The following is a 25,669-nucleotide window of genomic DNA, read 5'->3' as shown; positions in this document are numbered from 1 at the left end:
TTTTATCACATAAAATCAAAGAGTTATCTGATATGGGCATGGTCGAGATGACGCCCGACAGCCTTCGTGTCAGCCGGTCCGGCAGGCCGGTGCTGAACGCCGTGCTGCGGGCGTTGCTGGACGATTAATTACCCGCGAGCGCGCGCAGCAGATCGTCAAGCTGGTCAAGCGATCTGTAACTGATGCTGATCTTGCCGCCCTCTTCTCCCGCTTTATGATCGATGGTGACCTTCATGCGCAGGGTCGCGGTCAGTTCATTTTCGATCTGAACCGTGTCCGGATCCTTGGGCACGGGTGCGCCGGGCACAGATCTGCGTTTCAGCGCCGGGCCATTCTTGGCGAGGCTTTCTGCCTCTCTTACCGACAATTTGCGCTGAATATATTCGCGGGCAAGTGAGATTGCTTGGGGATGGCCGACCAGCGTACGGGCATGTCCGGCGGTGAGGGCACCCGAAACCAGGTAGCCCTGTACCTCTTCCGGGAGAGATAACAGCCTGAGAATATTGGCAATATGGCTGCGGCTTTTTCCCAGGGCGGTGGCCATCTGATCCTGTGTATGCCCGAATCTATCCATCAGCTGGCGATAGCTGGCGGCTTCGTCAACCGCGTTGAGATCGGCGCGCTGAATATTCTCGATAATCGCGACTTCGAGGACTTCGGTATCCGTATACTCGCGCACAATCACTGGAATCTCGTGCAATTTGGCCATCTGCGCCGCGCGCCAACGCCGTTCGCCGGCAACAATCTCGAACATCTCGGGGTCATCGGGGGAAATACGCACGATCAGGGGCTGAATGATGCCTTTCTCGGCAACAGAGGCGGCAAGCTCTTGCAGGGCATCCTCGGCGAAGGTGCGGCGCGGCTGGTCCGGGTTTGGGCGGATGCTTTCTACCGGGACGATCATATCGGCCCTTTTCGGGGCATCGGAGGGCGCGTTGGACTGACCGACATCGGACATCAGGGCGGACAGGCCACGCCCGAGGCCACGAGGGTTTTTAATGCTACGTGCCATGGTGTTATGCCTTTGTTTTTTTTGATTTTTTTATTAGTTCTTTGGCCAGCGCGCGATAGGCGATGCTGCCCTTGGACCCGCTGTCGTAGGTCAGGACGGGCATGGCAAAAGACGGTGCCTCGCTCAACCTGACGTTCCTTGGGATGACGGTTTTGAAGACCATATCGCCCATGTTTTCACGCGCATCCTGTTCGACCTGAAGAGACAAGTTGTTGCGGCTGTCAAACATTGTCAGGACGATGCCTTCGATCCGCAGATCCGGATTGGCCGATTGCCGAACGTCCCGTACAGTGAGTATCAGCTGCGACAAGCCCTCCAGCGCGAAAAATTCGCTTTGTAGCGGCACCAGAATGGACCCGGCAGCGACCATCGCGTTGACGGTGAGGATGTTCAACGAAGGCGGGCAGTCGATAAGTATATAATCGTATCCGGTGACGCCCTGCAGTACATCCCGCAACAGAAAACTGCGCTTCTTATTATCAAGCAGTTCTATATCCGCTGAGCTGAGGTCAGTCGTTGCCGGCACGATCATCAGACCGGGGACATTGGTTAACTGGGTGGCTTCTGCGACCGTGGAATCGCCTGAGAGAACATCATAAGTCGTGATATTGCGCTGATCTGGTCCAACTCCCAGCCCCGTCGAGGCATTGCCCTGCGGATCAAGATCGATCAAAAGCACGTGTTTTTTTAGTTCTGCCAGCGCGGCGCCCAGATTGATCGTCGTGGTTGTTTTCCCCACCCCGCCCTTCTGGTTCGCGATGGCGATGATTTTGGGACCAGATTTTGAGGAGTCAAGCGGCACGGGATATCCTTTGGATCATGAGGATGCGTGCTTCAGGATCAGTCAAACTGGGCGCTTCTTCAAGGTCAAAGCGCCAGTCCTTACGGGCGTCTTCAATTTCTTTCGTGGCCTGCCTGCCCTTATGCAACAATGCGACGCCATGATCGGCAATATGCGCCGCCACAAGCGGTAAAAGCACCGGCAATGCGCCCAAGGCGCGCGCGGAAACAACATCTGCGCCCACGCTTGGAACATTTTCGATTCGCACGGCGGAGACACTGGCGTTCAACGCCAACTCTCGGACAACGTTGCGTAGAAAAGCCGATTTGCGCTGATCACTTTCAATCAGGATGAACGCTGCAGCTGGGGTGTATTGCTTGCCGATGATTGCAGCGACAATACCCGGAAAGCCCCCACCGCTGCCGATATCAAGCCAGAGATTGAATTTTTCTGGGGCATGGCCGTAAATCTGCACTGAATCGATTATGTGGCGATCCCATATATCCGCCCTTGTGCTGGCACTGATCAGGTTGATCTTTGGCGTCCACTTGAGAACCAGGGCGGAAAAGGCGTGCAGGGCCTCAAGTGTTTCACGTGAAACATCAACGCCGCCAATTGCGTCAGTCATGATGTCAACTTCCCGTTGCCAGTAGCGCCCGACGCTTGATGGCACCAACTAACAACATCAACGCGGCTGGCGTCATCCCCTCGATGCGCCCTGCCTGTGCAATAGAAGACGGTCGCGACTGTTCAAGCTTTGAAACCAGCTCAGATGACAACCCCTTCACCTCCGCATACACGATATCCTGCGGGATCAACTGTTGTTCATCACGTACCAGTGCAGAAACGTCACGTTCCTGCCTAGCGATATAATGCGCATATAGCGCGTCTTTCTTGATCTGTGCCTGCACGTCAACCGCTATATCAAGTGTTTCCGGCGCAATCCTGCGCAAGTGATTAAAATCAAAATCGGCCAAGGCCAAAGCTTCCAACGCTGATTTTCGCGGTCCGTCTGCATTGAGTTGCACACCCAGCGCAGCGATATCCCGCGCGGAAAGACTGATATTGGAAAGCACTTTTATCGCTTTGACAATCTGGTCCATCTTGATACCGAAGGCGGTCCAACGATTGTCCCCGACACAGCCAATTTGCCTGCCCCGTTCTGTAAGTCGTTGATCAGCGTTATCAGCACGAAGAGATAGCCGGAATTCCGCCCGCGACGTGAACATGCGATAGGGTTCCGAGACACCCCGGGTGATCAGATCATCAATCATTACACCGATATAAGATACGCGCCTGCTGAATTGCACCGGGTCTTTTCCTTGGGCCGCCGCCGCCGCGTTCAGCCCGGCAACCAGACCCTGGGCCGCTGCTTCCTCGTATCCTGTCGTTCCGTTGATCTGGCCCGCAAGGTACAGCCCCGGAACGTTACGCAATTCCAATGTCGAACTAAGGGCGCGCGGATCGACGTAATCATATTCGATAGCGTAGCCTGGTTGCAGAATCACTGCTTTCTCAAGTCCGAAAATGGACCGGACGTAATCTGCCTGAACATCCTCTGGCAGCGACGTCGAAATGCCGTTCGGATATATCGTGTTGTCGTTAAGTCCTTCAGGTTCAAGGAAAATTTGATGGGACGTCTTATCCGCAAACCGGACAACCTTATCTTCGATCGAGGGACAATAACGCGGCCCTACCCCGTCGATATGCCCTCCATACATCGCAGAGCGTGCAAGGTTCGCACGGATAATGTCATGCGTTTTCTCATTGGTATGTGTGATTCCACAGTTCACCTGCGCCGCGAAAACAGATTTCGACAGAAAAGAGAACATGACCGGGTCCTCATCCGACGGCTGCGTCTCCAGCGCGTCCCAACGGATAGTTCGGCCATCCAGCCGCGGGGGCGTGCCGGTTTTTAGCCGACCCAGTGGGAGACCAAAACTGTCTAGCCGTTCCGCCATCCGGACAGAGGGATCGTCACCCATCCGGCCGCCGGGCCGAGAAACGTCGCCGATATGAATCACACCGCGCAGGAAAGTACCCGTCGTCAGAACAACAGCATGGGACGAAAGAGCGGTGCCGTCGCGCATCTTCACGCCGGCAACACGGTTGCCGTTCATTGTCAAATCAGTGGCCTCTCCCTCCAGAATGGTTAGGTTTGGCTGATCCGATAAGACCTGTTGCATCGTATCCCGATAAATCGCCCGGTCGGTCTGCGCGCGCGGACCCTGCACCGCCGGCCCTTTTTTTCGGTTCAGCAAACGAAACTGTATTCCGGCGCGGTCAGCAACGTGCCCCATCACACCATCCAGCGCGTCAATTTCGCGCACCAGATGCCCTTTGCCCAACCCGCCTATCGCGGGGTTACAGGACATCACACCAATCGAACGGCGTGTCAGCGTGACCAACGCGGTCCGCACGCCCATCCGGGCCGCCGCGTGAGCCGCCTCACTGCCGGCGTGGCCACCGCCGATCACGATGACGTCATAGTCATGATGTTTCACGTGAAACACTCCTCATTTGCCGATGCAAAAGCTGGAAAAAATTTCTTCCAAGACATGTTCTACATCAACCCTGCCCACAAGGCTATCCACTGCACGTATGGCGGCGCGCAGATCTTCGGCGATCAGGTCAACCATCCCGTGATCTGCATCAAGCCCGCCTTCAACGGCACCAAGGCAGCCCACCGCCCGAAGCAAGGCTACCCTATGCCGTTCCCGCATGGCGAGCCCAACACTGCTGACCCGTCTCGCCAATTCGCTGCTGATCAACGCGATCAGATCATCGACACCTTGGCCCGTCACGCCGGAAATGCGCAGGCCCGGGCCATCGGCCACATCTGCCTTCGCCCTGACATATATATCGCCGGCGTCCAGATCATAATCTGGCACAAGAGGATCCAGCAGCAAATGCACGCGCAGATCAGCGTCCGCCGCGCGTTGCCGGGCCCTCGCAACACCCAAGCCCTCTACAAGGTCATCCGTCTCGCGCAGTCCGGCAGTATCAAGCAAGGTCACCGGCATCCCATCAAGATCAAGACGCACCTCGATCACGTCGCGCGTCGTTCCGGCGATATCGGATGTGATCGCCACGTCACGCCGGGCAAGCCGGTTCATCAAGGTGGACTTACCGACATTCGGCGCACCGATAATCGCCACCTCAAACCCGTCCCTCAGACGTTCGGCAATACGCACGCCGGCAGCCTCGCGGGTCATTTCCTGTCGTACACCGGACAGCAATTCACGCACCTCTGGCACAACATCAACCGGCACATCCTCATCAACAAAATCGATCGTCGCTTCCAGCAGCGCTGCCGCACGCACCAGCCTGACTCGCCAACTTTCCGCGAGCGCCCCAAGAGTGCCAGAAAACACGCGAACTGCCTGTTTTCGTTGACTTTCAGTCTCAGCATCGATCAGGTCCGCCAGCCCCTCGACCTGCGCAAGATCAAGCATTCCGTTATCAAGCGCCCGTCGCGTAAATTCACCCGGCTCGGCAGGTCGCAGCGACTGGTCCTCCGCAAGCAGTCGCAGCATCGCAGCGACAACCGCAGGGCTTCCGTGCACCTGCAGCTCTATGACCTCTTCCCCGGTAAAACTTTTGCCAGCATCAAAGCGCAGCACGAGCGCCTCGTCGATCAGCTCGTCCTGGTGATCAACCAGACGGCGCAGACCCCGCTCCGCAGGCACAGATGACATGAAACGCCCGGACGCCGAAACAGCCGCTGGCCCAGAAATACGGATAACAGCTACACCGGCCCGACCTTGGGCAGTGGCAAGTGCAAATATTGTATCCATTAGATTAACCCATTGTTTAATAACAATAAGTTATGTGTTCATCGAATCAAAGAAATCAGAATTTGTCTTGGTTTGCTTCAGCTTCCCGATCAGGAATTCGATGGCATCCGTGGTCCCCATCGGGTTCAGAATCCGACGCAGAACGTAGGTTTTGGCCAGATCGGACTTATCAACCAGCAATTCTTCCTTCCGTGTCCCGGATTTGAGGATATCCATGGCCGGAAATACGCGTTTATCTGCGACTTTCCGGTCCAGCACGATCTCGCTGTTGCCGGTGCCTTTGAATTCTTCAAAGATCACTTCATCCATCCTGCTGCCTGTATCGATCAGGGCCGTCGCGATGATCGTCAGCGATCCACCCTCTTCGATATTGCGGGCCGCACCAAAGAACCGTTTGGGCCGTTGTAGCGCATTCGCATCCACACCACCCGTCAGCACCTTGCCAGAGGACGGCACCGTCGTGTTAAATGCCCGCCCCAACCGTGTGATCGAATCCAGCAAAATAACGACATCCCGCTTATGCTCGACGAGGCGTTTCGCCTTTTCGATCACCATCTCTGCCACAGCGACGTGCCGCGTTGCAGGTTCGTCAAAGGTCGAAGACACGACCTCACCCTTAACCGACCGCTGCATATCGGTCACCTCTTCGGGCCGTTCGTCGATTAGCAGAACGATCAGATAGCATTCGGGGTGGTTCTTTTCGATCGAATTAGCGATATTTTGCAGCAGCACCGTCTTACCGGTCCGCGGTGGCGCGACGATCAGGGACCGCTGGCCTTTACCGATGGGTGCCACAAGGTCGATGATCCGCGCGGACCGGTCCTTGACCGTCGGATCATTGATTTCCATGTTCAGCCGTTCTTCGGGGTAAAGCGGCGTAAGGTTGTCGAAAGCAACCTTGTGACGCGCCTTTTCCGGATCTTCGAAATTGATCCGCTCGACCGATGTCAGCGCAAAATATCGTTCATTATCATTGGGTTCTTTCATCACGCCTTCGACTGTATCGCCAGTGCGCAGTGAATATTGCCGGATCATGTCCGGGGACACATAGATGTCATCCGGCCCCGGCAGGTAATTTGCCGAAGGCGAACGCAGAAATCCGAACCCGTCCTGCAACACTTCCAGCACGCCATCACCGCCGATGACCCATTCATCATCCGCGCGTTCCTTGAGGATCGCAAACATCATGTCGCCCTTGCGCATCGTGGATGCGTTTTCAATCTCAAGCTCTTCAGCCATCGACAAAAGGTCCTTGGGGCTTTGCGCCTTCAGGTCGGCAAGGTTCAAACGGTCTTGTTGCATGGGAAAATCCAGTTCTGGCAAATCAGCCAGCGATATAGGGACGGACAGGGAAATGAATGATCCGGACGGAACACACCTGTCTGATAAGCAAGCGCGCGGCCAGAGTCAACTTGTGCTTAGAAAGGCCGCACAATCACCGCAATGACGATGATCACCATCAGCACAGTCGGGACTTCGTTGAACAGCCGATAGGTCCGCCCGGATCGGGTATTCTGCCCTGACGCAAATTCCTTGCGCCGCTTGGCCATCCAGCCATGCGCACCGGACATCGCCAGAACCGCCGCGATCTTGATCCATGACCAAGCCGCCCCCCAGTCAAATACCCCCATAGCGAGCAGTACAAGCCCCGCCAGCCACGCCACGATCATCGCAGGGTTCATTATCAGCCGCAGCAGCTTTTCTTCCATCACCTGAAAGGTCTGGTCCAGCTCTGACCCCACTGCGGCGCGTTCGGCATGGTATACGTAAAGGCGCGGCAGGTAAAACAACCCCGCCATCCACGCGATCACCGCCATGATGTGCAACGACTTGATCCAGGGATACAGGCCAAACAGAAAATCAGGCATCACGAACTCGCTTCAGTTAAGGTCAGGCCTCTTAAATAATTATATATATAGAAAGAAAAGATGATGTTGATTTTAGTGAGAGATTTTCCTGTGGTTTATTTTTTCATCCGCAGAGTTATCAACAGGCTACTGCTCGAATACAAGCCAAGAAAATACGGGGCGTATTTTTTTATAACATCTATATATCAATAAGTTAACGGCATAAAGTTAGCGCAGATTCCGCGCCTCTTCGGCTTTGACACGGGCCCGCCTTTCGATTCCTCCACAGGGCAGATTTATCCTTTCCCACGGTGGAAAAGCCCGGACGTCGCGGCCAACAAGGCTAGGTTTCTGCACAGGCAAACGGTATCACCTTTCTCGGACCATTTTTCCCGGTCAGTTGCCACGACTTTTTCCCGCGGGTTATCCACATGCTAGACAAGATCATCCTCGCCTCCGGCTCCGACATTCGTGCGCAGCTGCTGCGTAACGCGGGTGTCACCTTCGACGTCCATATCGCGCGGGTCGATGAAGACGCGCTTCGCGCGGCGCTGCAGGCCGAAGAGGCCACGCCCCGCGATATCGCCGACACCCTTGCAGAAATGAAAGCACAGCGTGTCGCGGCCAAACATCCCGAAGCGCTTGTCATTGGTTGCGATCAGATCCTTGCGATTGATCAGCAGATCCTCGCAAAACCGGAAACCCCCGCCGAAGCGCTGGCGCAGTTGCAGGCCCTGCGCGGCAGAAAGCACCAGCTTTTGTCCGCTGCCGTGATCTATGGTGATGACAAGCCGCTTTGGCGGCATGTTGGTGTGGTCCGCCTTCACATGCGTGACGCATCGGACGATTATCTGGCGGCTTACGTGGATCGTAATTGGCACAGCATTCGACATGCCGTCGGCGCCTACAAGCTTGAGGAGGAGGGGGTGCGACTTTTTACACGCATTGAAGGAGATTATTTCAACGTTCTTGGTCTGCCGTTGCTTGAACTCTTGTCATATCTCACGCTTCGCGGAACATTGCCGAAATGACAGATTTTCCCCGCGCCGGTGTGATCGGCAACCCTATCAGCCATTCTCTGTCGCCCAGGCTGCATGGGCACTGGCTGCAGCGCTATGGCATTCCCGGCAGCTATGAGCCTTTGCAGGTGACAGAGGATGCTTTGCAGACAACGCTCCGGTCGCTGCCCGACCAAGGCTTTGTCGGCGTCAACGTCACCTTGCCGCATAAGGTTGCCGTCATGCAGATGGCTGATCAGCTGACAGATCGCGCTACGCTGATCGGTGCTGCGAATACCCTGACCTTCAAGCAAGATGGTCGCATTTTCGCTGATAATACAGACGGTTACGGATTTCTGGAAAATCTGCGCCAGGGTGCGCCTGCCTGGGATGCAAAAACTGGCCCTGCCGTGGTCTTTGGTGCGGGTGGTGCGGCGCGCGCGATCATCGTCTCGCTGATCGAGGCTGGTGCCCCCGAAATCATCCTGTCCAACCGCACTCGTCCCAAGGCCGAGGCTTTGCGTGCTGATTTTGGCGCGCGCATCCGGATCGTCGATTGGGTGCAGGCCGGCACAGTTCTGGCGGATGCCGCGACGGTCGTGAATACCACCTCGCTTGGTATGAAAGGCGGTCAGGAATTCCGCGTACCGCTGGATGGTTTGCGATCCTCTACCGTGGTTACCGATATCGTCTACAACCCCTTGCGCACCAAATTTCTGGATGCCGCAGCGGAAAAAGGCTGCGTCACCGTCGATGGGCTGGGCATGTTGCTGCATCAGGGCGTGCCGGGCTTTGAACGCTGGTTTGGCAAGCGACCAGAGGTTGATGAGGACCTGCGCCGCGCCGTATTGGCATGACCCATTATCTGGGCCTTACCGGGTCAATAGGGATGGGAAAATCCACCACCTCACAGATGTTCCGCGATGCTGGGGTACCGGTCTGGGACGCCGATGCCACTGTCCATCGGCTCTACGCCAAAGGTGGGGCTGCCGTGGCGGGGATTGCAGCGGTCTATCCTGATGCTGTCGTTGATGGCGCTGTCTCTCGTGATAAATTAAAAGATATAATTGCCGTAGATAGTGCCGCTTTGGGTAAATTAGAACATATTGTGCATCCGCTCGTCGCCGCTGACCGCCAGGATTTCATTGCGAGCCATGATGCGCCACTGCTGGTCTTCGATATCCCACTCCTGTTTGAAACAAGCGCGGAAGACTGGCTTTCATCCGTGCTTGTCGTCACCGCGCCGCTGGATGTGCAAAGGTCCCGCGTAATCGCCCGCCCCGGCATGACACAGGCGCAGCTAGACCGGATCCTGCGCCGCCAGATGCCCGACGCCGAAAAACGCGCCCGTGCGGATCATGTGATTGAAACCCTGACGCTGGACGACACCCGCACCGCCGTGCAAGAATTGATCCTCAAGCTGACGGGGTGAAACATGCGCGAAATTGTTCTGGATACTGAAACCACTGGGTTTGAACCAGGCGAGGGTGATCGGATCGTTGAAATCGGCGCAGTCGAACTGATGCGTCATGTGCCCACGGGCCGCACATATCACCAATATATCAACCCCCAGCGGTCGATGCCGGCCGAGGCTTTTGCCGTTCACGGCCTTGGCGATGAATTTCTTGCCGATAAACCTTTGTTCAAGGATATCGCTGATGATTTTCTGGCTTTCATCGGCGAGGCAAAGCTGGTGATCCACAACGCCGCCTTTGACATGAAGTTTTTGAATGCAGAACTTGGTTGGGTGCAGAAACCCGCCATATCGATGGACCGCGCGCTTGATACCCTAGCCATTGCGCGGCGCAGGTTTCCGGGGTCGCCTGCGTCACTTGACGCGCTGTGCCGGCGTTTTGGCATCGACAATACCTCACGCACGTTGCATGGCGCGCTGCTTGACAGTGAAATTCTGGCAGAAGTGTATCTGGAACTGATCGGTGGACGGCAGCCTGATTTCGCGCTGGCCCAAGGCAGCAATGCGCCATCCGGCAATGGCGTGGATCAAGGTCGCGTCGGGCCCCGCCCTGTGCCGCTGCCGCCGCGCATTACCGCCGAAGAAAGCGCCGCCCATGCCGCATTCGTTGACACGTTGGGCGACGCTGCTGTCTGGAAAAAGCTTAGTTGATCGTGGCCTTGGCGGCGTCTGCCTCTTTCCGGCGGGCCAGTTCTGCCCGGTAAAGCGCAAGGAAGTCGATAGTTTCAAGGTTCAGCGCGGGGAAACCGCCATCGCGGGTCACATCACTGACAATGCGGCGCAGGAACGGGAAAGTGATGCGTGGGCATTCAATCAACAGATAGGGGTGCATCTGCTCTTCGGGCACGTTTTCGACGTGGAACACACCAGCATATTCAATTTCAAGCACGAACAAAGGTTCGCCGGCCGCCTTGGTCTTGCTGGTGATGTTCAGCTTGGTGATTACCTCGAACTGGTGATCGGCGCTGCGCTTGCGGGCGTCAAGATTGACCTGCACCTGAATTTCGGGCTGTGCGTCGCCTTTGACACCTTTTTGTGCGAGAATGTTTTCGAACGACATATCGCGGATATATTGTGCCAGCACGCGGCTGGTGATCGGCTGTTGCTGCGGGGCGGCACCTGCGGAGGCTGGGGCGGCGTTATCGGGGGTGTCAGTCATGAAAACCTGCTTTGATTGCAATTGGATTGCCTATTCCTAGCAGCCCGTGCCCGCAGGCTCAATGCCGGGTCCATTTCGATGGCGCATGTGTAGGGCGTTTCTCGGGGGGGATTTCTTCAAATTCGCCGTCTACGACGATATCAGCAGGGCGGCGTGGCTGTTGCGGATGCGGACTAGCCTCGAACCGGGCAACCTTGATGCGCGCCTTGATCCAGTGAAATGCGGCTTGGCGCACGACCGGCACAAGCAACGACAAACCGACCGCATCGGTGAAAAACCCCGGGGTCAGCAGCAGCGCGCCGGCGAACAGGATCATCGCACCATTGGCCAAAGGTTCTGATGGGTCCCGCATTTCGGAAAAGGATTGCTGCAGCTTGCCCAGTTCGCGCAAACCCTGCTGGCGGACCAGATAGGATCCGGCTAGCGCGGTCGCGATCACGACCAGCAAGGTCCACCAGATGCCGATAAAACCGCCGACCTGGATGAACAGCGCGATCTCGATCATCGGGACCGCTACAAAAGCAAAGAGTAGCCACATATCGCGTGCCTTTCACAACTTGTTCGTGGGCGTGGTGGACTTGACCCGACCCGTGACCTACATAGGTAGGAAGCAGGCATGTTTCCATGCCTTGATCTGACACGAGGTCCTGATGAATTCTCCGATTATCCAGCTTTTGGTGCTTGCGGGCATTGCTGTGTTTCTCATCCTGCGCTTGCGCGGCGTGCTGGGCACGCGCGAAGGTTTTGAGAAACCCGCTGTGACGCGGGAAGAAACCGTGAGCCGCCGGAAACCTGAATTTGATGTGATCGAAGGCGGGCCTGATCTGGATATCACGGATCATGTCGCACAGGATTCGGCTGCCGCCACGGCACTGGCCGCGATGAAACGCGTCGACCCCAGCTTTCATGTGGGCGAATTTCTGGGTGGCGCACGCGGCGCCTATGAAATGATCCTGATGGCTTTTGAAAACAGCGAACTCGACAGCATCGTCCCTTTCATATCGCAGGACGTCTATGACGCCTTTGCTGGTGTCGTGGATGAACGCGAGGCAAAGGGCCTGACCGTCACCGCGAATTTCATCGGTATCAGTGACATGACGCTGGCCCATGCCGAATTCGATGAGATCACGAAAGAAGGCGAAGTCACCGTCCGCTTCAAAAGCGAGATGACATCCGTTGTGCGCAACGCCGAAGGCGAAATCGTCGAAGGCAGCGAAAAAGAAATCAAGCGTCTGAAAGACACCTGGACCTTCGCACGACGGATGGACGGCGATGATCCGAACTGGAAACTTGTCGCCACCGGCGAATGATCCGGGGGCGGCCCTGAGGCAGCGCAATGGCCGGGACAAGCTATGAAATTTTAACCTTTGATGCGTTAAAGGGATGGGCGGCCGATGATCATCGGGCCGCCCTTGATGTTTTCTGCAAATCTGCCGGCCGGATCACCGACCCCTATTGGCAGGCCGCGTGTCATCTGGCGCCGACCTGCACCGATCCGCGCGGGTTCTTTGAGCTGTATTTCTGCCCTGTCCTGATCACCGACGGGGAAGAGATGCTGTTCACCGGCTATTTTGAGCCGGAACTTGCGGGAACACGGGTCGCAGGTGCGAAATATCAATACCCCGTCTATGCACTCCCCGCCGATCTGCCGCCCGGCACGACGCGTCGCCGGATCGAAGAAGAGACGCTCTTGGCAGGACATGAACTGGTCTGGCTGGCGGACCCGGTGGATGCGTTTTTTTTGCATGTGCAGGGGTCCGGTCTTGTGCGTTTGCCGGACGGGTCGGTTCTGCGGCTGGGGTTCGCGGGCAAGAACGGGTTGCCCTATTCCTCTGTCGGCAAGGAAATGGTTGCGCGCGGGATCGCTGCTGCGGATCAGGTGTCAGCGGATTTCATCCGCGATTGGGTGTCGCAGAATCCAAAGGCCGGTCGCGCGCTGCTGTGGACCAACGAAAGCTATATTTTTTTTCGCGAAGTGACGGATTTGCCCGCAGATGCAGGCCCGATCGGGGCGATGAAACAATCCGTGACCGCAGGGCGCAGCATTGCCGTCGATCCTGCCTTCGTGCCGCTTGGCGCGCCGGTCTGGATTGAAAAGCAGGGTGTCCATCCGATGAACCGGCTGATGGTGGCGCAGGATACCGGTTCGGCGATCAAGGGTGCGCAGCGCGCGGATATCTTCTTTGGCACCGGTGATCTTGCCGGGGTACAGTCGGGCCGGGTCAAGGATACGGGCCGCATGATCACCCTATTGCCCATCGCTGTGGCGGAACGCCTGTCGGGGCGGATCTGATGCGCCGCCCCCGCCACCTGTCGCCCGAAGAACGCGCGCTATGGGACCGCGTTGCTGGCAGCGCCACGCCGATGAACCCCGAGGCGCGACCTGACCCGGCACCTTTGGCTCCTGTTCAGAAACCATCTGTTGTGCCGCGCGATCCCCTGCCTGATTTTCAGGTTGGTCAAAAGGCGAATGTGCATCGTCCCAATGACCTGCTGCCGGGGATCACCCACCGTCTGTCCAATGCGCCGGTGCATATGGACAGCAAGTCATTCGGCAAGATGAAGCGCGGCAAGCTGCTTCCAGAGGCGCGGAGCGATCTGCACGGTATGACGATGGCAGAGGCGCATCCAGAGCTTTTGGCCTTTATCCTGGGATCTCAGGCGATTGGCCGCCGCTTGGTGCTGGTAATCACCGGAAAGGGTAAAGATCGCGACGATGGCGGCCCGATCCCCACGCGCAACGGCGTACTACGCCATCAGGTGCCGCAATGGCTGGCCTTACCGCCCTTGGTGCAGGCGGTGTTGCAGGTCACGCCCGCGCATCTGAAACACGGCGGGCACGGTGCTTATTACGTTTACCTACGACGCCGTCGGTAAGGCGGCATAGGCGCGACGCGCGGGTACGATCATCACCAGTGCTGCGAAAGCGAACAGCGCGGCATAGCCCAGTTGCTGCACCTCGAACCCGACACCGATATCGATTAGCCAGCCGCTGAACCCCGGCCCGATGGCTGACCCCAGCACCATCAGCGCCGTCGCTGCTGATTTGATCGACCCGATATTCCGGGTGCCGTAGAGTTCCGCCCAGCAGGCGTTCAGGATTGTCGCCTGCCCGCCGCCCGCCAGCCCCATGAGGATAATAGCGAAAGCAGACCACCACAGGGACGGCGCATACCAATGCAGCACAAAGGCAACGACCAGCGGGACCAGATACACCGGTAACAGACGCACCGCGCCAAAGCGGTCAATCGCCCAGCCATAGACGATGGTGGAAAACAGCAGGGCCGCCGTGCCCAGCGGAAACACAGCCACAAAGGCCAGATGCGACCATCCTTTGATTTCGGCAAAATGCACCTGATGGAACCAGAATGCGGTGCCGAACCCGGAAAAAGACATGACCGCTGGCACCATGATCCAGAACAACGGATGGCGCAGCGCCTCTGCCCTTGTCCAGAACCGGCCGTGCATGCCGACGGACTGGCTGTCGGACGCAACGGATTGCGGCGTGCGTTCCAACCGCAGCAGGCGGAACAATACCGCGCTTGCCAGCACACAGAACAGCGCGCAGCCCACAAACAACATCCGCCATTCGATGAATGATTTCAGCCAGACCATTGTCAGCGGCAATGTCGCCTCGCCCAGCATGAAACCGAAGGCGGCAATCGCCAGTGCCCGGCCGCGTGTCGCCACGAACCAGCGCGCCATCGCGACAACGGCGACATGGCTGGTCATGCCCTGCCCGGTGAACCGCAGTGCAAAAATCACAACAGGCAACAATGCGGCCACAGGATTGAAAGCCATTGCCAGACAGGCCATCGCCAGCATCCAGACCACGACAATCCCCAGACTGCGCACGCGAAACCTGTCCGCCAGACCGCCGGCAAACACCATCATCAAGGCAGCAGCACCGGTCCCGACCATATAGAGCAACCCCCAATCGCCGTTGCTCAGCCCATATTCGGTGCGGATATCCCCGCCGAAGATCGAGATGAAAAAGGTCTGCCCGAAGCTGGACAAAAACGACAGCAGCATGCCTGTCGCCAAAAACGGGGCGTTATCGCGGATGAACCGCAGATATGTGTACAGACCGGTCATGCGCCTTACATGATCCGCTCTGCGGAAACTTGAAAGGCCAAAATGATAGCGCTAACCTCGAATTACAGAACGTAGCGGCTGATATCCACCGACCGGGACAACTCGCCCAGATGCTTTTCGACAAATTCTGCGTCCACGGCGATTTCTTCGCCGCCGCGATCAGGCGCATTGAATGAGAGATCCTCGAATACACGTTCCATCACGGTATATAGCCTGCGGGCACCGATGTTTTCCACCGCTTCGTTCACGTCGGCGGCAATCTTGGCCAGCGCCTTGATCCCTTCGGGGGCGAAGGTGACGGTCACATCCTCAGTCTGCATCAGCGCGGAATATTGCAATGTCAGCGCATTGTCGGTTTCGGTCAGGATGCGGACAAAGTCATCTTCGGTCAGTGCCCGCAATTCGACGCGGATCGGCAGCCGGCCCTGCAATTCAGGCAGCAGGTCGGACGGTTTGGCCACATGGAATGCACCCGAGGCGATGAACAGGATATGGTCGGTCTTGATCGGCCCGTGTTTGGTGGACACGGTCGTGCCTTCGATCAGGGGCAGCAGATCCCGCTGCACGCCTTCACGCGATACATCGGCGCCGCGCGCATCGGACCGGGCGCAGACCTTGTCGATCTCATCCAGAAACACGATACCGGATTGTTCGACCGCTTCTATCGCGGCCTTGGTCACGGTTTCATCGTCCAGCAGCTTGTCGGCTTCATCCGCGATCAGCGCGTCGTAGCTTTCGGCGACGGTCATGCGCTTTTTCACTTTGCGCCCACCCATCGCCTTGCCGAACAAATCTCCAATATTCATCATGCCACCGGGCTGACCGGGGATTTCAAACCCGCCCATCGGATTGGACGTGTCGGACAGTTCCAGTTCGATCACAGTATCGTCCAACTCGCCTGATTTCAGCTTGCGGCGAAACATGTCGCGCGTGCCTTCGCGTGCGTCAGTACCGGCAACGGCGGTGATCACGCGTTCTTCGGCGGCGGCGAAAGCCTTGGTTTTCACGTCTTCGCGCATATGTTCGCGTGTATCCAGGATGGCGGTATCCACCAGATCGCGGATGATCTGTTCTACGTCGCGACCGACATATCCGACCTCGGTGAACTTCGTCGCCTCTACCTTGATGAAGGGCGCGCGGGCCAGTTTTGCCAACCGGCGCGAGATTTCGGTTTTGCCCACGCCCGTGGGCCCGATCATCAGGATGTTCTTGGGGTATACCTCATCGCGCAGATCATCGCCCAACTGCTTGCGCCGCCAGCGGTTGCGCAGGGCGACGGCGACGGCGCGTTTGGCGTCGGCTTGGCCGATGATGAAACGGTCCAGTTCGGATACGATTTCGCGGGGAGTCAGGTCTGTCATGTCAGTCCTTGGATATGAGAGGGAGGAAGTTTATGCAGCGGCACAAAGCCCGGCATAAGGCGCAGGATACGCGCGCGGATCCGTTCCCAGAAAGCACCCAGAAACAGTAGCGCGATACCCAGCAACAAGACCGTCAGGGCGGCACCGTCACCATCCAGCACGGTGCCTGCCAGCACGACGATATAGCCGATGGCGGCAATCAGGAATGACCGGCGGTCGATAACGATAGCGATGAGGGCGAACAGCGTCAGAAGCCCCAGCAGGACCGCGTTGGACCCGCCATTGCCTTGGTCCAGCAAGGTCAGCGCGACGGTATTGACCAACGCGGGGGCCGCCACGACATGCAGCCAGAACCCATTGGCAGACCGGCGCGTCACGCGGTGTGGATCGCTCATGTCGAAAGCCATGGCAGCGGCGAACACCACCAGCCCCAAGGCCAGCGTGATAAATGCAAACGGCCCGTCGGCGGAGAGCAGAAACAGGTCGTTGATCCCTTCGATCCGGCCACCGCGACTGGCGGTATAGATGATCGCCACGGCAAACAGGCCTACGGCTATCATCGCCATGGCGAAAGGCACGCGGAACCGCCACCAATAGACCGCAAGCGTCAGAGTAGCGAGAAACAAGGGCCATGGCACGCTGGAATAATCACCTTGGGCCACCATGAAAGGCTGCGACATTGTCGCGATAAAGCCGAACGCGGCGTTGGACGCAAACATCACCGACAATGCGATGGCGGGGGCGACCATCCGGCGTCTGCGGATGAAATATTCCGACAATAGCCAAAGCAGGACGCCGCCTGCCACCGTCACCCACATCGCGTAATCCTGTAAATTCACGATCCGGTCGCCCAGTGCCAGCGTGACAACACCCCACCAGCCAATGGACAGGATCAGCAGGCCGATAACGATAAAAATCTCGTTGAACCCTTTGAGCAATTCAAACGGTTCGTCGCCCGCTGTCAGATTTTCGCGCGCGCCACGGCGGCTGTCGGACAGGCTGATCAGGCTGGCCGCCTGCTTTTCCGACAAAAGCCCGCTGCCGACGGCCGCTTTCAGGTCATCTCGGTCGATCATCCGATGCTTTCCACGGTCAGTTTGCCGTTGGTATACACGCAGATATCAGCCGCTATCGCCATGGCGCGGCGGGCGATATCCTCGGCTGACATATCGCTGTCCATCAGCGCGCGCCCTGCAGCCAGCGCGTAATTGCCGCCCGATCCTATGGCGGTGACATCATGTTCCGGTTCCAGCACGTCACCCGCCCCGGTGATGACCAGCATATCCTTGCCGTCACTGACGATCAGCATCGCTTCGAGCTTTTGCAGGTATTTGTCCGTGCGCCAGTCCTTGGCCAGTTCGACAGAGGCGCGGGCAAGCTGACCTGGTGTCGCCTCCAGCTTTTTTTCAAGACGTTCAAGCAGGGTAAAGGCATCGGCGGTAGAGCCGGCAAAGCCACAGATCACATCCTGCCCCCCCGGGGACAAACGGCGGACCTTGCGCGCGGTGCCCTTGATCACGGTCTGGCCAAGGCTGACCTGACCGTCACCGGCGATAACGACCTTGCCGCCTTTGCGCACCGCGATGATCGTGGTGCCGTGCCAGCCAGGGAAATTGTCATCTGCCATTGTCATCTCCTTGCAGGTTTGGGTCTATATGGCGGTGCAAAGCGGGGCAAACAACCCCGGCATCTTGCCGCCAACCAAACCCAAGGTTAGCCTGCGCCTATGTTTACGATCAGCACAGTTACTTTTTATCTGCACCCCAAGCTGCGAAAGCAGGCCGAACACGGCAAGCAGAACTTTATCGCCAAGATCAGCAAGGTGCTGGAAGAGGCGGGGATGCACATCGCCTTCGATGGCGACGACAGCTTTGCACGGCTGCGCGCGCTGGCCCGTCCGGGCCGGGGCATTTTTCTGATGGACCCGCCAGTCAATGACCGCAGCCTGACCATGCGCAAGACATATCTGTTCCCGTTCTGGCACATCGAAAAGCAGGCGGAACGCTGGGAATGGCCCGTCGCCCGGTCGATCTTTGACCCTGCGACAGTGGATGACAGCAAAGCGGCCAATTTCCATCGATTCTGGCAAAAGCGTCTGTTCGATGACGCGGTCCATGACATAAGCGACGGTGGATTTGTCTATGTCCCGTTGCAAGGGCAGCTAACGACGCACAGGTCGTTCCAATATTGCAGCCCCGTCGACATGATCCGTGCCGTGCTGCGCCATGATCCTGATCGCCCCATCATCGCGACAATGCATCCATCCGAAACCTATCCGGCAGAGGATCAGGAAGCATTGGAAAAGCTGACAGCGGACCACGACAGGCTCTATATCCGCAGCGGGAATGCGGACAGATATCTGCGCGGTTGCGATTATATCGTCACGCAGAATTCAGGTGTCGGATTTCAGGGTTATTTTCTGAGCAAACCACTGATCCTGTTCGGGAAATCTGATTTCCACCATATCGCGCTGAACGTTGCCGATATCGGCGTAAAGGCCGCGTTTGACGCAGTGCAAGGCCATGCACCGGATTACGCGGCCTACCTTTATTGGTTCCTGCAGGAACAAGCAATCAACGCAGGCAGGCCCGACGCGCAGGATCAGATTGCAAAGGTCCTGCGCAGTCACGGGTGGCCCGTCTGAGGATCAGATGGATTCTTCGATCCAGCCTTGCAATGCGGCCTTTGGGGCTGCGCCTGCCTTGTTGGCGACGACCTGACCGTCCTTGAACACGAACAGGGCCGGGATACCACGCACGCCCATCTGTGCAGGCGAGTTGGGGTTTTCGTCCACGTTGACCTTGACGATTTTCACCTTGCCGGCCAGTTCAACGGACAATTCTTCCAAAGCGGGGCCGATCTGTTTGCATGGACCGCACCATTCTGCCCAGAAATCTACGACGACGGGGATATCGGACTGGCGCACTTCGGCGTCAAAGGTTGCGTCTGTTACTGCTACGGTGGCCATTGGGGATGCTCCTTGGCGGGAATGAGATGAATGGCGAACCTATGAACGCCGGGTGGATTGGTCAAGGCAATGAAATACCCGTCATCGTTTCGTGAAGCAGTGCGGATGGCAGGTTCATCAGCTGCGCCGTCGCAGTCCACAGGATCGCGACCGTGATCTGCCGGTCGGGGAACACCTGCGCCAATGCTGCGGCATAGATCGCCTGTTGACGCAACACGCCCAGCGGGGTTTGCGCGGCGGCGTCGGGCACCAGACGGTTGGATTTGTAATCCACCGCCAGCACGGATGTGCCTGTGAGGATCAACCGATCTATCGTGCCGTGGATGCGCCCTAATCCGGTCAGATCGGCGGTGATTGGCACCTCGACCAAGGCGTCCGGGCCCCAAAGATGCGCCAGATCAGGGGCGTCCAGTAAAGCGGTGATATCGGCTACCAGCCCGGTGTCGTCATTCCCGGCCAGTGCCATGCCCAGACGTTCCCGGTCCGCAGGTGCTGACCTCGGCAGATGTTCCAGCAACAGGTGGATCAGGGTGCCACGCGCCTTGGCGTCATCTTCATCGCCGATAATCTCGCCCGGAAGCGCCTTGGCCCCCGGCAGGCCCGATGGTGATATGGTCTTGGCCTCCATGACCGCTGGCAAGCCACCGAATTGCGGCAGGGTGACCACCGGCAAAGGATCAGGCTGTTTCCGGATCAGGTCCGATGCGTTCCAATCCAGATGGCTGACGCGCGTCACCTCCAGATCGCCAGACATGGCGGGGGCACCGCCGCGATCCATCACGCCTTTTGCTGCGATGTTGTACCAACACTCCATCCCGTCACCGATATCGCCGGACGCGCCGATGATCAGCCATTTTTCGGCACGGGTCATCGCGACGTAAAGCAGGCGCAGGCGTTCCTGTTCCTGTCTGGCCAGAGCGGCATCGCGCAGTTCGATCACGGCAGGGGGCGATGCGGCGCTGGGGGTTTTCCAGATCACGGCATCACCGCCGGTCAGGACGTCACCCTTGTAGTCATTCCGGCGCTTCATGGTTTCGGGCAGGATCACGATCGGTGCCTCCAACCCCTTGGCACCATGCACGGTCATAACCCGGATTTTGTCGCCCTGACTGTCCATCTGGCGCTTGACCTCCAGATCGTCTGTCTGCATCCACGTCAGGAACCCCGTCAGGCTGGGCACGCCGGTGGATTCATAAGCCAGCGCCTGCGACAGCAGCGCATCGATCCCATCCTCTGCCTCGGCCCCCAGCCGGGACAGCAGTTTGCGCCGCCCATCGTGGCGGATCAGGATACGGCTGATCAGATCATAGGGGCGCATAAAATCTGCCCTGTCGCGCAGATCATGCAGAATATCGAGCGTCTTGTGATGTTGCGATCCGCGTAAAGCCTCCCACAGATATCCTTTCTCAGGCCGGTGATGGGCCAGCGTGAACAGATCCTGTTCCGACCAGCCAAACAGCGGCGAACGCAGCGCAGCGGCCAGCGACAGATCATCCTCTGCCAGCGCCAGAAAGGACAGCAGCGCCGCGAGATCCTTGACGGCGAGTTCGGCACCGACACGCAGCCTGTCGGCACCGGCGACATTCAGGCCGGCGGATTTGCACGCGCGGATGATTTCCGAAAAAAGCTCCGACCGGCGTTGCACAAGGATCAGGAAATCGCCTGGCGTGATAGGACGGCGCAGATAGGTGCCGGTGTTGCCCAATTCCTCGGGAATTGTCTCATGCGCGATCATGTGACTAATCTGATCCGCGATGCGCTGCGCCATCTGGACATGATGGTCGGCATCGCCCGGCTGATCGACGGGTTCATACCATTTGCGCCCATCCTCGGTTTTCGTCGGTTCAATGACGGGCCAGAGGTCCACGCGCCCCGGCATCTGATCCTTGAAGGCGATATGGGTCAAAGCATCATCCATCCCCGCCGCCTGATCGCCGGTGAATGTGGCATCCACGACCGAAAGGATCGCCTGAGACGACCGGAAGGAATGATCGAGCGACGTGACCTCGAAAGATTTGCCAATCGCGGCATGTGCGTTGCGAAAGTGCAGTTTCATCTTGTCAAACGCCGCGGGATCGGCCCCCTGAAACGAATAGATCGATTGCTTTTTGTCACCCACGACAAAAACCGTGCGTTCCCGGTTGGGCCGCGACCCGGCCCCGGCGGCGAATTCCTGCGTCAGCTTTTCGATCACATCCCACTGCGCGGGGCTGGTATCCTGTGCCTCGTCCACCAGCACGTGATCGATTCCGCCGTCCAGCCGGAACAGCACCCATTGCGCCACCGCCGTATCGGTCAGCAGCGCGCGCGCCTTGTTGATCAGATCGTCGAAATCCAGCGCGCCCATGGCCAGCTTGCGCGCCTCATAGGCAGGCACGAAGATGCGGCCAAAGGCATAAAGCGCGCGGGTGCGATCATAGGCATCCATCGCGAAAAGATGCTGTTTTGCGGCGGCAACACGGTCCATCCAAGCATGAACAGCCTCGGCGATGGGGGTCATCGCCTCGACCGCTTTGGCGTGGTTGCTTTGTGGAAAGTTACGCGATTTGGATTGGCAATCGGCATAAAGCAGCTTTTTGAACAGGGTTTCCAGCACCGGCCAATCGGGGTTTTTCAGATCCAGCGCCTGCAAATCGCGGCTAAGGTTTTTGTAGGTCGCGGCCTGATCGGCGAACAGTTCTGCCATCTGTGCCGCGATCTCTGGCTCATCGCCGGTAAAGGCGATGCCAAAGGCGTCATCCCGGCATGGATCAGCGCCCAACCCCAGCGTGGCGGCGATATCGGCATCGCGCAGGAACGCATCCTTGTGGCGTGTCACTTCCGCAGTCAGTTTGCCCAGATCATCGCCTGTAAAAAGCGTCAGCAATTGCTGCACGACGGATGCTGCATCGCCTTGCACAAGCTGGTCCATCACCTCGGCCCGTAGCAATTGTGCGGCGCGGTCTTCCATTTCGCGAAACTGCGGGCTGACCCCGGCCTCCAGCGGGAAACGGCGCAGCACACCGGCGCAGAACGAATGGATGGTCTGAATTTTCAGCCCACCTGGCGTTTCGATGGCGCGGGCGAACAGCGTGCGCGCGGCGCGCAACTGATCTGCGTCAATCATGCGGTCCACGCCAAGATTGCGCAGATCAGCGCGCAGATCATCGTCATGCATCATCGCCCATGTTCCAAGTCGCTTGAACAGGCGGTTCTGCATCTCGGCTGCTGCGGCCTTGGTATAGGTCAGGCACAGGATATTCTGTGGCGACACATCATCCAGCAACAGCCGCGCCACACGGTCGGTCAAAACCCGCGTCTTGCCTGACCCCGCATTGGCGGCAAGCCAGGTCGAGACCTGCGGATTGGCGGCATCGACCTGCCGCTGGGTCGCGGCGTCGCGGATCATGTCAGCACCTCGCGCAATGCCGGATCGCTGCTGTCCCATTCCCCGAAGCGCGACAGATGATCATAGCTGCCGCTGTCGTTCTTTGAAAACAGCGCATAGCGCGCGGTGAAGCCGCTGTCAGGTTGCTGCCAATGCGTGAACAGCGCTGTCAGTTCGGCAAGGGTGACATCGGTCGGGCTGTCCTTGATGGGCGCGGGCACACTGCGCGCGTCGGGTTTTATGCTGATGAACAGCGCGTCTTCCACCTGCACCGGCCCGATGCCGGGAAAGCCGCCGCGTTCGACCATCGCCACTTCCAGCAGCAATTGTTTGTCGAACTTTTCCTGCTGCGGTTTGCTGGGCAACGTGCCTGTCTTGTAATCATACAGGATCGCGGTGCCGTCCGGCGTCAGGTCGATCCTGTCGGCCTTGCAGGTCAGGGTCACACCGACGGGCGTGATCAGCAGGCTGCCTTTTTCTTCAACAAGGCGGCTGTCGGATCTGGCGCGGCGGATCACCTCTGCTGCCACGAATGCTTCTGCCGCCGCTGCGAAACGCGCCAGCCATTGCGCCTGAATCATGGGCCAAGGGCATTTTTCAGCAAAATGCGCCTTTGCCAGGTGCAGCAGCGCGTCAAGGTCGTCGGGCGCGTGGTCGTGCTTGATGAAATCCTCAAGGATATCGTGGATGATATTGCCCCGCAGCGGCGCGTCGGCGCTGGGCGTGAGCGGGTCAAGCGGGTTCAGCCGCAGCACCTTGCGCGCATAGATTGCGTAGGGGTCGCGGATCAGTGTCTTGATCTGGGTGACAGAAAACTGGGCCGGGCGCGACGGGACGGGCGGGCATGGCGCCGGGCGCGGGGCTTTCGGTGTTCCTGCGACCGGCGCGGCGAGCTTTGCCGCCATCGCCAGCCAATGATCACCGCGCGCCCGCATCAGGTCCAGCGCATGCTTGCCGCCCTGATCGGGCAATCCGCCCAGCAAGTTGACCAACCGGTTGATCCAGCGCGATGGGATGGTTTCCGCATCCGCAGACCGTTTGGCGCGGGTGATCCACACCTGCCCTCCGGCAATCGCCTGCTGATAGTCATGCGCTGACAGACCGACGTTGCGTTCGGGCAAAAGCAGCCCCGCCTGCGCGCGCATCATTCGGTTCAGCCATGGATCGGGTGGCGGTGCCTCTGGCCAGACGCCGTCATTCATCCCGCCAAGGATGGTCAGATCCGCGCCTTGTTCACGCGCCTCGCGCGGGCCGAAGATCAGCACCTGCGGATGGCCTGAATCGCGGTCGCGCACGACGCCGCCCGACAGGATTTTCCCGAACAGGGCGGCGTAGTCGCGGGCCGACATCACACCGCCTGCCTGCGCATGATCGCGCAGTTCATCGCAAATGCGGCGCGCCTCGCGCCCCGCCGCCTCGGCCCAGAGACCACCGGCACCGGGCATGGCGACCCCGGAGCAGAAAGCTTCGGTCAGCGCCAGATGACCCTCCAGATGGTCCGACAGGTGCTTTTCGCCGGGCTGCTCCAACCCGGTGATCAGCCCGGCCAGCCATTGCGCCCAAGGGCTGCGGCCCTCGCGTTTAGCCGCCCAATCGAGCAGGGTTTGCGGGGTCGGAAACGGCGGCCCCCATCGGCGCAGATGCAGCTCCAGATCGTGGGTCAGGCGCAAATGATCGCCCCGATCCGGGTGACCCGAATGGCACAAAGGGTGTTTGAGCAGGGTCAACAGCGCCTCGCCCGTCAGTTGCACCCCGAAAAGATCGGCCACATGCCGCAGCATCCGCCCCGGCGGCGACAGTTGCAAGGGCAGACCGGCGCTGTCATCGGGCTTGATCTGCCAAAGGTCCAGTGCCGCCGTAACCTGCCGCGTCAGCATCCGGTCGGGCGAGATCAGTGCGGCGGTGATCCCATTGGCAACCGCCTGACGCAGCCGCAGGGCGATCGCTTCGGCCTCGGCCCGGGGGGATGATGCCTCGACCAGCGTCAGGTCCTGCGTGGCGGCGACGAGATCGCCCAGACCGGGACCTTCCTGCAGCCACTGGCTGGTCACCGGTGCAGGCCGCAGCGACAGCGATATCAGCCGGTTACGCGCAGGCTGGCGCGGTGCAAGTCCCGACCAGCGCGCCACATCGGCAGGGGCAAAGCCGATCATGTCCATCAGCCGCTTGAACCGGAATTGCGGATGATCCTCATGCGTCATGCCGTCATCCATCGCAGACCAGACGGTATCGGGCAGATCGGTGTCATAGCCCGGCAGGATGATGGCACCCTGCGGCAAACGGGCCACGGCCTGCATGAACAAGGCGGTCGCACCACGCGACCCGGTGGACCCAGCGACGATCACCGGGTGATCCGGAGGCGTATCCGCCCAACGCGCGGTCAGTGTTTCGATCACGCGCCTTTGCCGTGTTTCGATGTCGGGTTCAGCGCTTGTGTCAAAGAACTGTCCGATGATGGTCAGGAACCGCTGCGCCCGCGCCCAGTGGCCCGATTGGTCGGTTACGTCCAATGCGGCGATTGCATCGGGGCTGACACCTTCGCCCTGCATTTCATCCATCAGCCCGGCAAGGCTGTCGGACAGATCATAAAGCGCCGTGCGCGGGGCCAGATCTGGTTCACGTTCCAGCAGCCGCGCGACAAGCTGCGACAATTGCAACCGCCGGTGCAAAGGGGCCACAGCAGGCGGAATGTCCAGCGACACCGGATCGCGGGCCAGATCGGTGATCAGCCGGATGCGCGGCAATAGCAGGGCAGGACCCGCGTCAAACATCGCGCGGACACGGCGCTGCATCCGGGCAGAGTTGACGTA

The 25,669-nt window shown here is 58.8% G+C and carries 24 protein-coding genes; 8 read left to right on the top strand and 16 right to left on the bottom strand.

The annotated features are described in order from the left end of the window. Nucleotides 1–124: 124 nt before the first annotated feature. From ACK4TM_RS09920 to hemJ, 7 genes are all read right to left on the bottom strand, one after another. On the bottom strand, nt 125–1,012 hold the full coding sequence (locus ACK4TM_RS09920) for a ParB/RepB/Spo0J family partition protein (RefSeq protein WP_409700510.1): 888 nt from the start codon (nt 1,010–1,012) through the stop codon (nt 125–127). A gap of 4 nt (nt 1,013–1,016) precedes the next feature. Beyond that, nucleotides 1,017–1,814, bottom strand: coding sequence for a ParA family protein (locus tag ACK4TM_RS09915; RefSeq protein ID WP_409700507.1), 798 nt, complete (start codon nt 1,812–1,814; stop codon nt 1,017–1,019). Continuing rightward, the gene (gene rsmG / locus ACK4TM_RS09910) at nt 1,804–2,421 is read right to left on the bottom strand and encodes a 16S rRNA (guanine(527)-N(7))-methyltransferase RsmG (protein ID WP_409700504.1); all 618 of its coding nucleotides are present in this window, start codon (nt 2,419–2,421) and stop codon (nt 1,804–1,806) included. The genes ACK4TM_RS09915 and rsmG overlap by 11 nt, the downstream gene beginning before the upstream one ends. A 4-nt stretch (nt 2,422–2,425) precedes the next feature. Further along, nucleotides 2,426–4,297 carry a tRNA uridine-5-carboxymethylaminomethyl(34) synthesis enzyme MnmG gene (gene mnmG / locus ACK4TM_RS09905; protein WP_409700501.1) on the bottom strand — a complete coding sequence of 624 codons (1,872 nt, stop codon included), beginning with the start codon at nt 4,295–4,297 and terminating at the stop codon, nt 2,426–2,428. A gap of 12 nt (nt 4,298–4,309) precedes the next feature. Further along, nucleotides 4,310–5,590, bottom strand: a complete 1,281-nt coding sequence (gene mnmE / locus ACK4TM_RS09900) for a tRNA uridine-5-carboxymethylaminomethyl(34) synthesis GTPase MnmE (RefSeq protein WP_409700498.1) — start codon at nt 5,588–5,590, stop codon at nt 4,310–4,312. A gap of 30 nt (nt 5,591–5,620) precedes the next feature. Beyond that, nucleotides 5,621–6,892: a transcription termination factor Rho gene (rho, locus tag ACK4TM_RS09895; protein WP_409700495.1), complete on the bottom strand. Its 1,272-nt coding sequence runs from the start codon at nt 6,890–6,892 to the stop codon at nt 5,621–5,623. A 116-nt stretch (nt 6,893–7,008) separates the two neighbouring features. Next, nucleotides 7,009–7,458: a protoporphyrinogen oxidase HemJ gene (gene hemJ / locus ACK4TM_RS09890; RefSeq protein WP_409700492.1), complete on the bottom strand. Its 450-nt coding sequence runs from the start codon at nt 7,456–7,458 to the stop codon at nt 7,009–7,011. A 410-nt stretch (nt 7,459–7,868) separates the two neighbouring features. Here hemJ and ACK4TM_RS09885 point away from each other — a divergent pair, with 410 nt between their 5' ends. The 4 genes from ACK4TM_RS09885 to dnaQ are packed head-to-tail and all read left to right on the top strand — an operon-like array spanning nt 7,869 to nt 10,560. Continuing rightward, nucleotides 7,869–8,468 (top strand): Maf family protein, encoded by a 600-nt coding sequence (locus ACK4TM_RS09885; RefSeq protein WP_409700490.1) that lies wholly within the window; start codon nt 7,869–7,871, stop codon nt 8,466–8,468. Continuing rightward, a complete protein-coding gene (locus tag ACK4TM_RS09880; RefSeq protein ID WP_409700487.1) occupies nt 8,465–9,292 on the top strand; it encodes a shikimate dehydrogenase in 828 nt (275 codons plus the stop codon). The genes ACK4TM_RS09885 and ACK4TM_RS09880 overlap by 4 nt, the downstream gene beginning before the upstream one ends. Beyond that, nucleotides 9,289–9,867: a dephospho-CoA kinase gene (gene coaE, locus ACK4TM_RS09875; RefSeq protein ID WP_409700484.1), complete on the top strand. Its 579-nt coding sequence runs from the start codon at nt 9,289–9,291 to the stop codon at nt 9,865–9,867. Before ACK4TM_RS09880 ends, coaE begins: the two co-directional genes overlap by 4 nt. A 3-nt stretch (nt 9,868–9,870) precedes the next feature. Continuing rightward, nucleotides 9,871–10,560 (top strand): DNA polymerase III subunit epsilon, encoded by a 690-nt coding sequence (gene dnaQ, locus ACK4TM_RS09870; protein ID WP_409700481.1) that lies wholly within the window; start codon nt 9,871–9,873, stop codon nt 10,558–10,560. On the opposite strand, the gene secB is transcribed toward dnaQ, so the two are convergent. Both secB and ACK4TM_RS09860 read right to left on the bottom strand, forming a co-directional pair. Beyond that, entirely contained in the window at nt 10,553–11,068 is a 516-nt protein-coding gene (gene secB / locus ACK4TM_RS09865) for a protein-export chaperone SecB (RefSeq protein WP_409700478.1), read from the bottom strand. The two genes, dnaQ and secB, sit on opposite strands and share 8 nt — an antisense overlap. A 58-nt stretch (nt 11,069–11,126) precedes the next feature. After that, nucleotides 11,127–11,606 carry an FxsA family protein gene (locus tag ACK4TM_RS09860; protein ID WP_409700475.1) on the bottom strand — a complete coding sequence of 160 codons (480 nt, stop codon included), beginning with the start codon at nt 11,604–11,606 and terminating at the stop codon, nt 11,127–11,129. 112 nt (nt 11,607–11,718) lie between these two features. Between ACK4TM_RS09860 and ACK4TM_RS09855 the strand changes: the two genes are divergently transcribed. Genes ACK4TM_RS09855 through ACK4TM_RS09845 form a run of 3 tightly spaced genes read left to right on the top strand, consistent with a single transcriptional unit; the run spans nt 11,719 to nt 13,945 of the window. Continuing rightward, nucleotides 11,719–12,378 carry a Tim44/TimA family putative adaptor protein gene (locus tag ACK4TM_RS09855; protein WP_409700472.1) on the top strand — a complete coding sequence of 220 codons (660 nt, stop codon included), beginning with the start codon at nt 11,719–11,721 and terminating at the stop codon, nt 12,376–12,378. A gap of 26 nt (nt 12,379–12,404) precedes the next feature. Beyond that, nucleotides 12,405–13,361 carry a murein transglycosylase A gene (locus ACK4TM_RS09850; RefSeq protein ID WP_409700469.1) on the top strand — a complete coding sequence of 319 codons (957 nt, stop codon included), beginning with the start codon at nt 12,405–12,407 and terminating at the stop codon, nt 13,359–13,361. Next, nucleotides 13,361–13,945, top strand: coding sequence for a Smr/MutS family protein (locus tag ACK4TM_RS09845; protein ID WP_409700466.1), 585 nt, complete (start codon nt 13,361–13,363; stop codon nt 13,943–13,945). The genes ACK4TM_RS09850 and ACK4TM_RS09845 overlap by 1 nt, the downstream gene beginning before the upstream one ends. Here ACK4TM_RS09845 and ACK4TM_RS09840 read toward each other — a convergent pair. From ACK4TM_RS09840 to hslV, 4 genes are all read right to left on the bottom strand, one after another. After that, on the bottom strand, nt 13,928–15,163 hold the full coding sequence (locus ACK4TM_RS09840) for an MFS transporter (RefSeq protein WP_409700463.1): 1,236 nt from the start codon (nt 15,161–15,163) through the stop codon (nt 13,928–13,930). The two genes, ACK4TM_RS09845 and ACK4TM_RS09840, sit on opposite strands and share 18 nt — an antisense overlap. Nucleotides 15,164–15,225: 62 nt before the next feature. Beyond that, nucleotides 15,226–16,524: an ATP-dependent protease ATPase subunit HslU gene (gene hslU, locus ACK4TM_RS09835; protein WP_409700460.1), complete on the bottom strand. Its 1,299-nt coding sequence runs from the start codon at nt 16,522–16,524 to the stop codon at nt 15,226–15,228. After that, the gene (locus ACK4TM_RS09830; protein WP_409700457.1) at nt 16,521–17,600 is read right to left on the bottom strand and encodes a hypothetical protein; all 1,080 of its coding nucleotides are present in this window, start codon (nt 17,598–17,600) and stop codon (nt 16,521–16,523) included. Before ACK4TM_RS09830 ends, hslU begins: the two co-directional genes overlap by 4 nt. Further along, nucleotides 17,597–18,151, bottom strand: a complete 555-nt coding sequence (gene hslV, locus ACK4TM_RS09825; protein WP_409700454.1) for an ATP-dependent protease subunit HslV — start codon at nt 18,149–18,151, stop codon at nt 17,597–17,599. Before hslV ends, ACK4TM_RS09830 begins: the two co-directional genes overlap by 4 nt. A gap of 99 nt (nt 18,152–18,250) precedes the next feature. On the opposite strand from hslV, the gene ACK4TM_RS09820 reads away from it, so the two are divergent. Beyond that, nucleotides 18,251–19,168, top strand: a complete 918-nt coding sequence (locus tag ACK4TM_RS09820) for a hypothetical protein (RefSeq protein WP_409700451.1) — start codon at nt 18,251–18,253, stop codon at nt 19,166–19,168. A gap of 3 nt (nt 19,169–19,171) precedes the next feature. Here the strand turns inward: ACK4TM_RS09820 and trxA are convergent, their stop codons facing one another. From trxA to addB, 3 genes are all read right to left on the bottom strand, one after another. Beyond that, nucleotides 19,172–19,492 (bottom strand): thioredoxin, encoded by a 321-nt coding sequence (gene trxA / locus ACK4TM_RS09815; protein WP_409700448.1) that lies wholly within the window; start codon nt 19,490–19,492, stop codon nt 19,172–19,174. Nucleotides 19,493–19,553: 61 nt separating this feature from the next. Continuing rightward, nucleotides 19,554–22,880 carry a double-strand break repair helicase AddA gene (gene addA / locus ACK4TM_RS09810; protein ID WP_409700445.1) on the bottom strand — a complete coding sequence of 1,109 codons (3,327 nt, stop codon included), beginning with the start codon at nt 22,878–22,880 and terminating at the stop codon, nt 19,554–19,556. Then, the coding region (addB, locus tag ACK4TM_RS09805; protein ID WP_409700442.1) for a double-strand break repair protein AddB at nt 22,877–25,669 on the bottom strand (2,793 nt) is incomplete at its 5' end. The genes addB and addA, both read right to left, overlap by 4 nt.

Source organism: Yoonia sp. (genome assembly GCF_046292185.1).
Classification (GTDB): domain Bacteria; phylum Pseudomonadota; class Alphaproteobacteria; order Rhodobacterales; family Rhodobacteraceae; genus Yoonia.
This window is presented reverse-complemented; position numbering and strand designations above follow the sequence as displayed.